The organism is Paenibacillus sp. S-12, assembly GCF_030363895.1.
In the GTDB taxonomy this organism is placed as follows: domain Bacteria; phylum Bacillota; class Bacilli; order Paenibacillales; family Paenibacillaceae; genus Paenibacillus_B; species Paenibacillus_B alvei.
In genome coordinates this window covers 1-13303 of record NZ_JASIUF010000023.1, presented here as the reverse complement: position 1 = coordinate 13303, position 13303 = coordinate 1, and the positions used below count along the sequence as shown (strand labels likewise).

The window sequence follows — 13303 nt, the reverse complement described above, 5'->3', positions numbered from 1 at the left end:
CTAGTTCACTTCCGGCTTGACTGGGCCAACCACATATACGGTATACCCCTTCTTGCGTCCGAACTTGCTAACAGTCTTTTTACTGTCGAAGTATACATCGATAATTTTCCCTTTGACTGCGCCGCCTGTATCTTCGGCACGTCGGAATCCAATCCCTTCGATGTATACCCACCAGCCAAGTGGTATAACTTTCGGATCAACAGCGATCGTACGGCCTTCCGATACCATCGCACCTGATGCCGTCTTCGCACCAGAGGAACCTTCCGCTTCGGTGTAAGCTGTCAGTTGAACATTCTTCAACACTTTTTTATATCTAAAATCTTTGTCTCCGCTGGAACCATTGTCATCAGAATCATCGTCCGTGTTCACTGAGAGAACAGCAACCTCCGGCTTCTTCTTCGTTCCATAGGCAATAACTTGATTGACTTGTTTCGTATGAACGGATTTATCCACCAGTTGGGAATATACAAGCTTACCGTCTTCATAGGTATTTTGAACCTTCTGAACGACTAAACCTTCTTTTCCGCCTTGAACCATTTTAGTCTTACCCTTAAGAAGGGTGGCATCAGCCTGCTTCACAACTTGATAAGGAACTTTAACCTTGCGTTCTTCCATCTTTTTGCTGACCCGAACAATTCGGATGTTCATGTCCTTTGCAATCGATGCACGCTTAGCAGGGAATACCTTATCATCTGGATTCAGCGGGATTTCCAGCGCAGCTAATGCATTATGCACTGATTTCTCCGTTGTATACTGCGTTTCCTTCTTCCCATCCGCAGTAATTTGGATAGGCAAAGCGCGTTCAATAATAACTCGATCCCCATCTGCAATCTCTTCATCGAGCGGCTTTGATACAGCATCGTATGCCCCAAGTGCTATCGCATGCTCATCCAAAACATTGCGAAGCGTATCAAGGCGAGTTTCGACTGAACGCTCTTGTCCATCAACGAGCACAGCCACTGTCTTCTTTGTTGCATTATACCAAGTTAAGACTGCTATTAATGTGATCACGATTGCTACAGCTGCAATAACGGTGATAACACGTACATTTTCACGCTTCCATCGCAATGCGAGTGACATGCTGGATGATCGGGGTTCATGGGTTTCGTTGTTCACGATCTGTCCCATTTCTCGGTCCTCCTTACATAGTCCCGCCGTCGAGTGTTGCGTATGATTTCATCTGACGCGACTATTTCAAGAATGTTTACGAGAGAATTGGTTTTGTCTGGAACGAGCGTGTATTCGTTCTCCACATTTCCGAATTCTCCGTGCCAACGATCCAGTATTGGCTGCTCCCACCTCCTATTTCTTACACCCTATGACGTCTTTATTCTCATTATTCAAAAAAAGAATATTTGAGAGTAAAACAAAAGAAGCCCTTCGTAAGAGGAGACTCTTTCGCGGCTTCCATAATAGAAACCCAAACGTCAACAGTGTAGGACGCGAGGAACCCTCTCTGTACGCTGACGAGGTTAGCTGTCGGGTTCGGGCTTGAGAGTCGCCCTATCGGAACCAACCGGCTCATGGCTCGGTTGTCCCTAATTCACCCCAAGGAATTGATCCATGTGATTGAACATGTACTCATGTCAATCCCACTCTGGTTCCCCCGTTCTCCACAACCTGGAGATTAAGCGATACTGAATTAGTTGGAACAATATTGAATTGTGTAATAACATCTGTGAGAAATCATATCGTGTTTGCAATCTTCTTGTAAAGACAGTAGCAATTTCGTTTTTCGCGAAAAATGGTTAAAAAAATGTAACTAAATCCGTTTTTCATAACAAAATCCACTTATTTTGTGGCCGATATCTTTATTTCACTTGTTTTTATCACGTTTTCACCTGATGTCAAAACATGTCATAGCATTTTTGGTCGTCATTCTGCAAAATTCTTCAAATTCCATTCCTTTCAGCTCGGCTGCGACTTCTGCCACAAGACGTACATAAGCGGACTCATTGCGCTTGCCTCGGAACGGATGCGGCGTCAAATAAGGGGAGTCTGTCTCCACGAGCAATCGGTCGTTTGGAACCTGAACGAGCACTTCCTTCGGCTGTCTCGCATTTTTAAACGTGACAGGTCCTCCAAATGAGATGTAGAAGCCCATATCCAGACACATCTTCGCTGTTTCCCAACTGCCTGAGAAGGAATGCATAATACCTCCAACTTCATGTGCCTTCTCTTCGCGCAAAATGCGGATTACATCTTCATGTGCCTCGCGATTATGAATAATGATCGGCATCTTCAACTCACGGGCCAAGCCAATTTGTTCACGAAATACACGATGCTGAACATCCTTCGGAGATGTATCCCAATGATAGTCCAGTCCAATTTCGCCAATCGCCACAACCTTCTCATGTTCGGTAAGCTTTGCAATCCAGTCCATATCCTCTGGTTTCATCGTAATTGCATCTACAGGATGCCAGCCTACAGCTGCATAAATGAAGTCATATTTTTCCGCCAAGGCCATCGTCGTCGGAATTGTTTCCCGATTGAATCCAATGTTCACCATACGGGTTACCCCTTGTTCGACGGCTCTGGCGATGACCTGATCGCGATCCTCATCAAAATTGCTGCTGTCTAAATGCGTATGCGTATCAAATAACACGTCCAAGCGCTCCTTTTCTATCATCCAATTATGTCAGGTGATTGCGGCGAATGAACATCCGCCGTGTGTCTGCCGTAAGCTGATGTGAAACGGTCAATAGCCTGTCCATCGGAAAATAAATATATTGCTTCCCGTTGCGAATCCCACTAATGGTGCGAACGATATCTGATTTTTTGGACAGCTCCACGATTTGCTGATCCCGTCCCCACAGCATAATATGCTGCTGCGATCGTGCATCCCCTTTTCGATATACATCATAAGGTCTATCAAAAGGGGAATCGAACATCAAATCATAATTGGGATCAAGCCCAACTTGTGACCACTCCATCCGCAATCGTTCCTGCAATTCCTCATTCATCTGCTCGACTTCAATATATTTATATAGTTTACGCTCCATAAATCGCTGGCACAAGTCAGCAAGCCGTTCATCCTTCTCTCTCGACCACTGCATAAATGCGGTCTGCACAAATGCCTCATCCATCTGTACATACTGCTCAGTTGTAATCGTTCCTTCAAATAAAGAGTCAAGCGGAGATAGAAAATATCGAAATTCATACCCACTCAAATATAGTTCCTTTGCACGCTTGAAAATATGGCGCAACACCATTTCTGAACTGCGTGTTACCGGATGGAAATAAACCTGCCAGTACATTTCATATCGAGCTAGCAAATAATGCTCCACTGCGTGCATACCGCTCTCCTTAACCACAATGCGATCCTTATGGGGGCGCAGCACTCTTAGAATACGATCAATATCAAATGTTCCATAATTTACACCTGTAAAGTAGGCATCTCGCAGCAAGTAGTCCATTCGATCCGCATCCAGCGAACCGGATACTAAGTTAACAACGATCGGACGTTCATACGTTTTGCGAATCACAGACGCTACCTTCTCAGGGAAATGCGGATCAACCTGCTTCAATACACGACGGATATCGGTATCTTCTACTATAATGCGGTATGTCCAATCCTCATGAAACATATCAAAGGCCTCTTCTATGGAATGGGAAAATGGCCCATGACCCACATCATGAAGCAGTGCTGCACACAAAGCGACCAGCCTTTCTTCCTCTGGCCAGTCCTCATACTGATTCCGCTCAAATTGAGAGATGATGCGCCGCGTAATTTCATACACGCCAAGGGAATGGGAAAAACGACTATGCTCTGCTCCATGGAACGTTAAATAGGAAGTTCCCAATTGACGAATGCGGCGAAGCCTCTGGAATTCCTTAGTATTAATCAAATCCCATATCGTTCGGTCTTGGACATGTACATAATTGTGAACCGGATCCTTGAACACTTTTTCCTCTAATAACATTGAAAATCACTCCTTTCGATTCGAACCTTTTCGACATAGTCTGCCTTCTTGTCGAAAAGATTTGGTTTATTCTTGTTTCTGTTTATTTTTACATAAAAAATACCATACGAGTGTAAAAGTGTAGGCCACACCGTTAAAAACAGCTAAATATACGCTAAAAAAAACCTAAAATCCATAAATTAGCACGCTATGTATGGATTTTGTAGGTTGACTAATTTGGGAATGGTTGGTACGATAAGAATCAGCCAATAAAGAATTTTGTCGAATTATGACATTTCATGCTAAAGTAAAGAGGAGAGCGTTGAACTATGATGAAGTCCACTGGTATCGTCCGTAAAGTAGATGAACTGGGTCGTGTCGTCATTCCGATCGAGCTTCGCCGCACCCTTGGTATCGGTGAAAAGGATGCGCTAGAAATTTACGTTGACGGAGAACGCATCATGCTTAAGAAATACGAACCAGCATGCATCTTCTGCGGCAATGCAGAGAACGTTACATACTTTAAAGGAAAAATTGTTTGCCACGAATGTATATCAGAAATACCTCAACCTGTGACAAAATAAAAAAAATAGGTTATAATAGCTCTAATCACATATGTTAATTCTAACCTTTTTATATCTTCCTTGATGCCTCCATGGTTTTGAACCCAACCATGGAGGTCTTTTTTTGCCTTTCTAGCAAGGGATTTTGCCGATTACACTACTATTAATGAGATCTTTAAAGATCCATTATCTTCATAAGATTCATTGCATCCAAGCGTCCCTTATAGTAAAGCCTGATAAATGTCTCGTTTGGATACACCGCGATCTTTTGCTGCAAGCTTCATCGCATCTTTACGGGATACCCCTTGTTCACGCTCATAATGTGCAACATGTTCTTCTTCAGTCAGTTCATGCCACCATGCTTGTCCCGCTCCTTCAGACGATTGATTCTCGTCAGCGCTCTCGACCACGATGCAGCATTCCCCAAGAGGCGGATGCTCCGCTATATAGGCAATACATTCGCCGATGGTTCCACGTATGAAATGTTCGTACCGCTTCGTCAGTTCGCGTGCAATTGTAATGCGCCGGCTGTCTCCGAATGCCGTGACGAATCGATCAAGTGTCTTCGCAATACGGTGCGGAGACTCATAAAATAACAATGTACCTGCTTCCACACGTAGCGAAGCAAGCACAGCATCCGCATGTTTCTTCTCACGTGGAAGAAAACCAACAAATGTGAAGCGATCCGTAGGAAGTCCTGAAGCAATCAAGGCTGAAAGGGCCGCATTCGGGCCAGGTATCGGTATAACCGGTATGCCGGCCTCTACAGTCAACTGCACCAAATCTGCGCCTGGATCTGAAATAGCGGGTAACCCAGCGTCGCTCACGAGGGCGATACGTTTCCCCTCTTCCATAATACGGACAAGCTCCGGTCCGCTTGCTTGCTTATTATGCTCATGATAGCTATACAGCGTCTTCCCCGTAATTTCAAAATGACTCAGCAATTTCCTCGTCTCGCGCGTATCTTCGGCTGCAATAATATCTGCTTCCCGCAGGATACGAACCGCTCGAAATGTCATATCCTCCAGATTTCCGATCGGTGTGCCGACAAGATATAATGCGCCTGCATTTTCCGCCTGTTGCTGGTAGCTATATTGTTCCGTCAATTGCATATTATCCATCCTTCAGCTGCGAGGCTTTCCCATAATAGATATCCATTAATTCCTCACGATATTCATTCTCTTCATTATATACGATCAGCGGCGGTAATAGCCGTACATCTGGCTTCCCGTCACGCGCAGACTCAATAAGCACCATATTGGCCTCATCCTCCTCACGAGGATGAACGAAGCGGATTCGCTTAGGCTCTAGTCGATAAGCTCTCATCAACGATAAAATATCTGTTAATCGGCTAGGACGATGAACCATGGCTAGCTTCCCACCCGTTCGCAGTAGCTTCGCACTCGTACGAATGACATCCTCAAGCGTACAGGCAACTTCACTGCGCGCTAACGCATAATGTTTGTTTTCCTTAATGTCGCCTGCTGTTAATGGCATATAAGGCGGGTTCACGGTCACCATTTCGTAGAACGGGCGCTCTGGATTCGGCTCGAATGATTTTAAATCCCCCTCGATAATGCGAATTCGTTCTTCCAGTCCATTCAGCCTGATGCTGCGGCTCGCCATATCCGCGAGTCTTGATTGTATCTCTAACCCATCGATCTGTGCATTCGTCCGTGTGGACATGAGCAGAGGAACCACCCCATTGCCCGTACATAAATCCATTATGCGCCCACGCATTGGTACAGAAGCAAATCGAGCAAGCAGAACCGCATCCATGGAGAAGCTGAATACCTCCGAGCTCTGTATAATCTGTAATTGATGAGTGAGCAAGTCGTCGAGCCTCTCAGACGGATGCAGCTCGATCGCATCATTTCTATTCTCCATATCGTTCCTGCCTTTACTTCATTCATTCGTGTAAGTAAACTACGCCATATTCCATATCTTTGTGAAAGAACTTTCTGATGAAGCATCTAACTATCCTTATTATGATGAAAAAGCCGCAGGTCGGGAACCCTCTTTCCGGTTCCACTGACCTACGGCCGCGGTTATTTATTGAGGAAGGACAGACAGAACAAACAGTCACCTTCCGTCCGCAAATGTCCATAATACACGTTGCAAATGTGAAACCCTTCATGATACAGCCGCGCTAGATTATCGTACCCTTCGCCTACCACGTTCTCTTTGGAATCTCCATTTGGATCAGGATGAACTGCGGGTGTAGAGTCTCCCTTCACCTCTGGTTCAACTTCCAAGTGCTCGTGATGCTCGTGGTGCAGTACTTTGCGCAGCTGCTGATTCTCCATCCACAAGCGTTGATTCTCTTCCAGCAGCTCTTTGACGACGAGTTTCAGCGCACCAAGCTCTTGATGAAGGTCTCCCATATGCGTTTCCAATTCATGAATCTGCGCAAAAATGTCTTTCTTCTCCAAGTTCCCACCCCAGAGCGTGAAAATGTCCGCTATTTATTTTACGACAACGTCGTCGAAAGGAAAATCTTTTACTTTGCCGATTTCAGCCAGTTGGACGTGCACTTTACGTTCTCCGGCATTTATACCGACGACTTTGCCCTCTCCTATCGAAGTAACAACCCACTTGCCGACTGTAGGAAGCTCTTCTTTCACGCTTTCATAATTGTCATGCTCGTATTTCAGGCAGCACATCAAGCGACCGCACAAACCGGATATTTTCGTAGGATTCAGCGATAAGTTCTGGTCTTTTGCCATTTTAATGGATACCGGTTCAAAATCACCTAACCAGGAGGAGCAGCATAGCACTCGCCCGCAAGGCCCGATGCCGCCAAGCATCTTAGCCTCGTCACGCACACCAATCTGCCGCAGCTCAATCCGTGTCCGGAACACGCTGGCCAAGTCCTTGACCAGCTCGCGGAAGTCCACGCGTCCTTCTGCCGTAAAGTAAAAGATGATTTTGTTCCGATCAAACGTATATTCAACATCTACAAGCTTCATTTTCAACTGATGCGCTCTAATTTTGTCCATACAAGTTGCGAACGCATCTTTTGCTGCTTGTCGATTCGCTTCTACCAGTGTTGCGTCTGCTTCATTGGCGATGCGAATGACTTTCTTTAAGGGAAGCACCACATCGTTCTCACCGACGGTCTTCGGACCAATCACGACTTTGCCGTACTCGATGCCGCGCGCCGTTTCGACGATCACATGCTGGTCCCTCTGGACCGGCCATTCGACCGGGTCGAAATAGTATATTTTGCCCGCTCTCTTAAAACGGACGCCGACTACATTATACAATCAAGTACCTCCTTGGATTCCAACCAGAAACTGCTCGCAAGCAAGCTGCGGGCTGACATTGGCGCGCACCCGCTTTTGCGCCTCCGTTGCCGCATCCATGCACCGAATCCATCCTTCAGCTGATTTCGTCCAAGCCAGCTTGCTGATTGTATCAAGCTGATCGATAAAGACGAGACTCTCCTGCCGGTTGTATTGGTAATTCAACATATCTCGAAACCAGAGATGGAACAAACGGAATAGCATGTCCGTATGTTCGGCAAGCTCGGTCTTAAACAACTTCTGCTGTGCGGTTAGAAGTGCGGAAGGCAGTCTTGCTTCGCACTCCTTTCCTAATTGTAACATTACGTTTCTTACTTCTGCAAACCAATTCTGTCCACACAACTCGCGCCCTGCTTCAAGGCCATTTACAAGATAGACAGCAGCACGAGCCAATACAACTGGGCAGCCTTCTGCCACAAGCGTTTGGCAAATAAGGTGCGGATCTTGGGGCGTGAATGGGACGAGCTGCGAACGGGATTGAATGGTTGGCAGCATCGCTTGTCCATTCTCTGTTATTAGGATAGCCACTGCGGGGCTTGTCGGCTCCTCCAAAAATTTAAGCAGGCTGTTGGCCGCTTGAACGGTCATCTTCTCCGCCTGCTCCATAATGTATACCTTACGGCCTGTAGCTTGGGTCCGATAGGAAAATTCGCGCTGCAGCTCACGAATTTGATCGATTTTAATCGACTGTCCCTCTGGTGCGATAAGATGCACGTCAGGATGGTTCCCATGCTCAATTTTCCGACAAGAAAGACATTCCCCACATGCATCATCTGTCATACGTTCACAGAACAGCGCCTTGGTAAAGGTTAACGCAGCAGCCATGCGGCCTGTTCCTTTCGGTCCACTGAATAGGTAGGCATGAGATACTTTGTCAGCGCGCAATCCATTTTGCAATATTTTTTTTGCTCGATCCTGACCGAGAATTTGTTCAAACGACATGGTATACGTGTTCCTTCCATATATATAACCAGAATGCGATACCGAGCAAGCTGCTCGCTCCAAGTTAAATGATAGGGGAGGAATCAGCCTCGTCTATCTAGAAACAAAGGTTAATCAGCATTCCACGTATTTCTCCTACTTTATGAAGCAGTTCAATCTTGCCTTGCTCCGACTCCAACAGATGATCTGCCAGCTCAATGAGAGCACTATCAATCTCATCGACGATTTGATACCGTTTGCTTTTGCCGCGCCGATCCCATCCGCGTGTTTCTTTTATTTTTAGATTCCGTCTTACTGTATCCTCTAAAAATCGCTTCACCATCATCCGATACATGCGAAGCTCACGAATCGTCATTGACTTCGCTAGTCGTTCCCCTTGACGGTATATATCCTGCAGCCGCTGCTGCAGTTCGTCATTGCTGGCTTGATCGTGACGATTGTTCATCATATCAGCAAAAGACTTGTGCTGAACGGGCTTCGTTACCGTTTCGCCCATTCGCACATCAGTACCGAGGGGACGAAATCCAGGATTAATTTTCACTCTATATCACCTGCAATTTCTCACTTCATAGTCATGCTCTGATCGAACTCACTTACCTTACTGGTTCTTACTATTATATCGTAATATCGAAAACGAATGATTAAAAATGCTCGAACCGCTCGACCGGAAGCACGAATACCGTTGCTCCCCCCACCTGTACCTCAACAGGAAGCGGCATATAAGAATCTGATGTTCCACTTAGTGGCGTTACCGGAGTTACGAGTTGGTCTCTTACCTTGCAGTTGTTTCGGATGACATTCAGGACGGTGCTCACTTGATCATCCTCCACACCTATCATGAACGTCGTATTGCCTGCACGCAAAAATCCACCCGTACTCGCCAGCTTGGTTGCTCTTAAATTCGCCTTTACTAATGCACCAGAGAGTCGATTGCTGTCTTTGTCTTGTACAATGGCTACAACCATTTTCATGCCTGGTCATCCTCCCTAAAATATAATATTCTTGTCCATTCATATATGGAATGATGTTATTTATTTATACATCCGTACTGCAAAATCCTGCGTTCGTTCACATAAAATGTCGTACATTTGCTTACTTATTTCTGTTAGCGTCTGTGTTGCATCCAACTGTACAATCCGTTCAGGATGCTGTTTCGCAATTTGATCATAACCCTCGCGCACCGCTTCATGGAATGCAAGCTGCTCTTGATCGAGCCGATTAACCTCGCGGTTCTGATTCGCCGCGATCCGATTCAATCCTGCCTGCGGATCAATATCTAACCAGAACGTAATATCCGGCATCATATCGTGTATGGCAAAACGATTGATCTCCCACACGTCCTCCATGCCGAGTCTACGTGCATAACCCTGATAGGCGAGTGAGCTATCGACGAAGCGGTCACACAGGACGATCGCCCCTCGCTCTATAGCCGGAACGACAACCTCCACCAAATGTTGTCTGCGCGCCGCTGCATATAGCAGCGCTTCTGTTCGTGCATCCATTTCCGTATGCTCAGGGTTCAGAATGATGCTGCGAATCTTCTCCGCAATTCGGACTCCTCCTGGTTCACGCGTTACCACGACATCAAGCTCTTGCTGCTTCAGCTTATTCGTTAACAGCTCAATCGCAGATGACTTGCCGGCTCCTTCCCCACCTTCCAGTGTTATGAACCATCCTGAACGCTCTATTTGTTGCTGCTTCACCATTGTTAATCCTCAATCCCCTTCTCATCTTCTGTAACGACAACACGAACCGTCAGCAAGGATTCATCTTCTGCATCATGACACTTGGCCCCGGCGTGTGCAAGCATTATCAGCTCCTGTACAGCAGCCTCAGTAATGATTTCACCCGGATACAGTAATGGAATACCTGGAGGATACGGAACAACAGATTCCGCAGCCTTATGACCTACAGCCTCATGTACAGATACTCGCTTCGTTCGAACACTCTCTTGTTCATATATCGAGAAGGATACTGGCTCAGAATACATGCGCTGACCGTCAGCGAACGTAATGGAGCGCCCTGGTGTATCAATATTTTCTGTATAGGTGGCTACCTGTATCTTAGTATATGGAGTGTTGTCGTCCAATGTCACCGCAACCGCTTGCAGCGCTGTAATTAATCGCTGTGCATCCTCTAACGAGCTGCCAAGGCTGAACGAAAGCACCACATGCTGCAAATCCGCCATTTCAGCAGTACACCCATACTCTGAAAGCCGTTCAAGCAGCTCATATCCGCTTAATTGTCCATTTGTACATCGAATCGTTACTTTGAACGGATCAAGGCTGCAATATGCTGATTGCGGTTTAGCAGTTTGTATCTCTATAACCTCATATACGGTCAAATTAACCAAAGCGGCACGTACATGCTGTACCGCCTTGAGTCCTTCCTCAAACGCCTCTCGTCCATTACGTGCTAAATAAAAACGGCTTATATCAAGGGAAGCCATTAACGGATAAGAAGGACTTGAACTTTGCAGCATCGTAAGCAGCTTCTTCAGCCTGGTTCGATTAAGCCTCGCTCCTTGAACGTGAAGCATCGCGCTCATCGTCATACCTCCAAGCATCTTATGCGTGGATTGAACAACCCCATCTGCACCTGCCTGAAGAGCGGATTCCGGGAAAGCTGGATGGAGGCCATAATGTGCTCCATGTGCTTCATCCACCAGTAATGGAATATCATATCGATGGACCATTTCTGCTAACTCGTACAGATTAATCCCCATCCCATAGTAATTGGGATTTGTTACAAACAAGGCTTTCGCATTAGGATAAGCCTGGAGTGCTTGTTCCACCGTATCATTGTTGGGGGCAGTTGCGAGACCACTACCCTTGTCCATTTGCGGCGCAAGAAAGACGGCTCTTGCTCCAGCCATCATAAGCCCGTGTAAGACCGATTTATGGACATTCCGCTGTACAAGGACTACATCATTCGGCTGAATACAGCAACTCATCAGGAGGGCTATATTTCCGACCGTACTTCCTCCGACAAGAAAATGTGTTTCCTCTGCACCGAAGCACTGAGCAGCTAACTGCTGCGCCTCCGCGATAGCTTCTGTTGGATGATGCAAATCATCTGTACCTTCTACCTCTGTCACATCTATCGTCAAAAGCAGTGACATTTTGTGCAAAAGTGTATTCCAATCTTCTCGGCCAGATAGAGACAGCGATTCATGTGCATACCACTTTCCATCCTTATGTCCAGGCACATGGAAGGAAGCATGCTGATTTTGATTATATTTAAGTAAAGCTTCCACTAGTGGCGCCCGCACATGGTCCTGTCCAGCAAGCGCCAACTGAGAAGTCTCCTTATGTTTATCCATTAAGGTTACCCCTTTTTCATTGCTTCATTTATTGTAACTTATATTGTGAACTTCTTCATCAGTTGACCAATAAAAAGCAAAAAGAGCCCCCCGAATCGGGCTCTGGCGATTAAGCATATCAAGTTGTTTCTCCTTACACATGTGTGTGCAGCCATAATCGTTTTAGCTTATGAATAAAGAATGAATATTTTAAATCCTGCACATCGGTCTTCACCATTTCTTGCTCACATGCTGTACAAATAAATTGATTGACGACCATTATGCCGTCATTCGTCGCTTCACCGCACACAATGCAGTGTGTATCCTGACGTTCCATGTCAATCCCACCTTTAGAGGTTATATGAGGAAGTATGCCCGCAACTCTATGGATATATACCAGTTTCATAGCTGGTTTCAAATGTTTTTATATATGTATGATCGAATGGCCTTATTGGTGTTTGTACGGTTTGCACCCTTTTTTGCAGGCTTGATCCTTTTACGTATCTTTTTTCAATTTCTCTTCCTTCTACATTTTCATAGAATAAATACCGATATATAACTTATTGTTCAACTTGAAAAAGGAGGGTTCGCTCAATGTCAACCACACGTAATGAAGAAATGGAGCGAACATTTTATAACTACCAGCTGCTAAAAAAGGTTCGGTTAACGAAGCCTTTCACCGTTCCCTATGTCACGCTATCATTGCTGTGCATTGCAGCAGCCCTTTATCAAAACGGACTGATCGGCATTGCTTATATCGCAGCCTCCTGGGTATTAATTGCATGGCTGCACTACGTGATAGGCAGATCCATCTTTATCGTCGACAGGTATACATATAAGGGCAGATGGGCATGGAGGTGGCGTATGCCATGGATCGGTTATTTACCGCTTCCACAACAGTTCATTAGTCTGCGATACATTACGAAAATTATGCTGCACACGACATCCATTACGTTTCTAGTCATACTTATCTTATGTCCGTGGCTCCCTTTGGAACTCACCTTGTTGCATGTGTTCTGGCACATTTGGCTTATCTCGCCGCGTTGGTATTGCATATTGACACTACGTGCTGCAGACTCAAGCGGCCTTGTCAAAGTAAATGAAGTGGATTTCTGCTTATATAAAGCGTAACTTTTTTAAAAAAGCCAAAAGAGCTGGTCTTTGACACAGGGGATGTGTGCTAAAGGCCAGCTCTTTTGATTCGACCACATATAAAAATAAAAAACCACCATCGAGTAATCTCAACAGTGGTTTTTGTGTGCTTGGCGACGTCCTACTCTCCCGGGACCC

15 protein-coding genes and 1 riboswitch are annotated in these 13303 nt (G+C 45.8%); of the genes, 2 read left to right on the top strand and 13 right to left on the bottom strand.

What is annotated here, in order from left to right:
- The 3 genes from NO352_RS21975 to NO352_RS21965 form a co-directional block, all read right to left on the bottom strand.
- The gene (locus NO352_RS21975; RefSeq protein ID WP_005545517.1) at window positions 1-1128 is read right to left on the bottom strand and encodes a resuscitation-promoting factor; all 1128 of its coding nucleotides are present in this window, start codon (window positions 1126-1128) and stop codon (window positions 1-3) included.
- 319 nt (window positions 1129-1447) lie between these two features.
- A riboswitch (cyclic di-AMP (ydaO/yuaA leader) is annotated at window positions 1448-1644 on the bottom strand.
- A 193-nt stretch (window positions 1645-1837) separates the two neighbouring features.
- A complete protein-coding gene (locus NO352_RS21970) occupies window positions 1838-2605 on the bottom strand; it encodes a TatD family hydrolase (RefSeq protein WP_005545516.1) in 768 nt (255 codons plus the stop codon).
- 28 nt (window positions 2606-2633) lie between these two features.
- Complete coding sequence (locus tag NO352_RS21965; protein ID WP_005545515.1) at window positions 2634-3923, bottom strand: HD domain-containing protein; 1290 nt, start codon at window positions 3921-3923, stop codon at window positions 2634-2636.
- Window positions 3924-4231: 308 nt separating this feature from the next.
- Here NO352_RS21965 and NO352_RS21960 point away from each other — a divergent pair, with 308 nt between their 5' ends.
- On the top strand, window positions 4232-4486 hold the full coding sequence (locus tag NO352_RS21960; protein WP_005545514.1) for an AbrB/MazE/SpoVT family DNA-binding domain-containing protein: 255 nt from the start codon (window positions 4232-4234) through the stop codon (window positions 4484-4486).
- Window positions 4487-4686: 200 nt separating this feature from the next.
- Here NO352_RS21960 and rsmI read toward each other — a convergent pair whose 3' ends face one another.
- The 10 genes from rsmI to NO352_RS21910 form a co-directional block, all read right to left on the bottom strand.
- On the bottom strand, window positions 4687-5577 hold the full coding sequence (gene rsmI / locus NO352_RS21955) for a 16S rRNA (cytidine(1402)-2'-O)-methyltransferase (RefSeq protein ID WP_289356770.1): 891 nt from the start codon (window positions 5575-5577) through the stop codon (window positions 4687-4689).
- Between the two features lies 1 nt (window position 5578).
- Window positions 5579-6352 (bottom strand): tRNA1(Val) (adenine(37)-N6)-methyltransferase, encoded by a 774-nt coding sequence (locus NO352_RS21950; protein WP_005545509.1) that lies wholly within the window; start codon window positions 6350-6352, stop codon window positions 5579-5581.
- A 161-nt stretch (window positions 6353-6513) separates the two neighbouring features.
- The gene (gene yabA / locus NO352_RS21945) at window positions 6514-6897 is read right to left on the bottom strand and encodes a DNA replication initiation control protein YabA (protein ID WP_005545507.1); all 384 of its coding nucleotides are present in this window, start codon (window positions 6895-6897) and stop codon (window positions 6514-6516) included.
- 33 nt (window positions 6898-6930) lie between these two features.
- Window positions 6931-7731, bottom strand: coding sequence for a PSP1 domain-containing protein (locus NO352_RS21940; protein ID WP_163979523.1), 801 nt, complete (start codon window positions 7729-7731; stop codon window positions 6931-6933).
- A complete protein-coding gene (gene holB, locus NO352_RS21935) occupies window positions 7732-8712 on the bottom strand; it encodes a DNA polymerase III subunit delta' (RefSeq protein ID WP_262866517.1) in 981 nt (326 codons plus the stop codon).
- A gap of 97 nt (window positions 8713-8809) precedes the next feature.
- On the bottom strand, window positions 8810-9253 hold the full coding sequence (locus tag NO352_RS21930) for a YaaR family protein (RefSeq protein ID WP_005545499.1): 444 nt from the start codon (window positions 9251-9253) through the stop codon (window positions 8810-8812).
- Between the two features lie 100 nt (window positions 9254-9353).
- A complete protein-coding gene (locus NO352_RS21925) occupies window positions 9354-9683 on the bottom strand; it encodes a cyclic-di-AMP receptor (RefSeq protein WP_163979525.1) in 330 nt (109 codons plus the stop codon).
- Between the two features lie 60 nt (window positions 9684-9743).
- Window positions 9744-10418 carry a dTMP kinase gene (gene tmk, locus NO352_RS21920; RefSeq protein ID WP_005545488.1) on the bottom strand — a complete coding sequence of 225 codons (675 nt, stop codon included), beginning with the start codon at window positions 10416-10418 and terminating at the stop codon, window positions 9744-9746.
- A gap of 2 nt (window positions 10419-10420) precedes the next feature.
- Complete coding sequence (locus NO352_RS21915) at window positions 10421-12034, bottom strand: aminotransferase class I/II-fold pyridoxal phosphate-dependent enzyme (protein WP_289356769.1); 1614 nt, start codon at window positions 12032-12034, stop codon at window positions 10421-10423.
- A gap of 133 nt (window positions 12035-12167) precedes the next feature.
- A complete protein-coding gene (locus NO352_RS21910) occupies window positions 12168-12350 on the bottom strand; it encodes a sigma factor G inhibitor Gin (protein WP_005545475.1) in 183 nt (60 codons plus the stop codon).
- A 257-nt stretch (window positions 12351-12607) separates the two neighbouring features.
- On the opposite strand from NO352_RS21910, the gene NO352_RS21905 reads away from it, so the two are divergent.
- Entirely contained in the window at window positions 12608-13144 is a 537-nt protein-coding gene (locus tag NO352_RS21905) for a hypothetical protein (RefSeq protein WP_289356768.1), read from the top strand.
- Window positions 13145-13303: the final 159 nt, after the last annotated feature.

What these genes read in the sequence shown, in the direction of transcription:
- NO352_RS21975 (WP_005545517.1), bottom strand. Translation starts at nt 1,128, where the DNA reads ATGGGACAGATCGTGAACAACGAAACCCATGAACCCCGATCATCCAGC.
- NO352_RS21925 (WP_163979525.1), bottom strand. Translation starts at nt 9,683, where the DNA reads ATGAAAATGGTTGTAGCCATTGTACAAGACAAAGACAGCAATCGACTC.
- tmk (WP_005545488.1), bottom strand. Translation starts at nt 10,418, where the DNA reads ATGGTGAAGCAGCAACAAATAGAGCGTTCAGGATGGTTCATAACACTG.
- rsmI (WP_289356770.1), bottom strand. Translation starts at nt 5,577, where the DNA reads ATGCAATTGACGGAACAATATAGCTACCAGCAACAGGCGGAAAATGCA.
- NO352_RS21965 (WP_005545515.1), bottom strand. Translation starts at nt 3,923, where the DNA reads ATGTTATTAGAGGAAAAAGTGTTCAAGGATCCGGTTCACAATTATGTA.
- holB (WP_262866517.1), bottom strand. Translation starts at nt 8,712, where the DNA reads ATGTCGTTTGAACAAATTCTCGGTCAGGATCGAGCAAAAAAAATATTG.
- NO352_RS21950 (WP_005545509.1), bottom strand. Translation starts at nt 6,352, where the DNA reads ATGGAGAATAGAAATGATGCGATCGAGCTGCATCCGTCTGAGAGGCTC.
- NO352_RS21915 (WP_289356769.1), bottom strand. Translation starts at nt 12,034, where the DNA reads ATGGATAAACATAAGGAGACTTCTCAGTTGGCGCTTGCTGGACAGGAC.
- NO352_RS21960 (WP_005545514.1), top strand. Translation starts at nt 4,232, where the DNA reads ATGATGAAGTCCACTGGTATCGTCCGTAAAGTAGATGAACTGGGTCGT.
- NO352_RS21905 (WP_289356768.1), top strand. Translation starts at nt 12,608, where the DNA reads ATGTCAACCACACGTAATGAAGAAATGGAGCGAACATTTTATAACTAC.
- NO352_RS21910 (WP_005545475.1), bottom strand. Translation starts at nt 12,350, where the DNA reads ATGGAACGTCAGGATACACACTGCATTGTGTGCGGTGAAGCGACGAAT.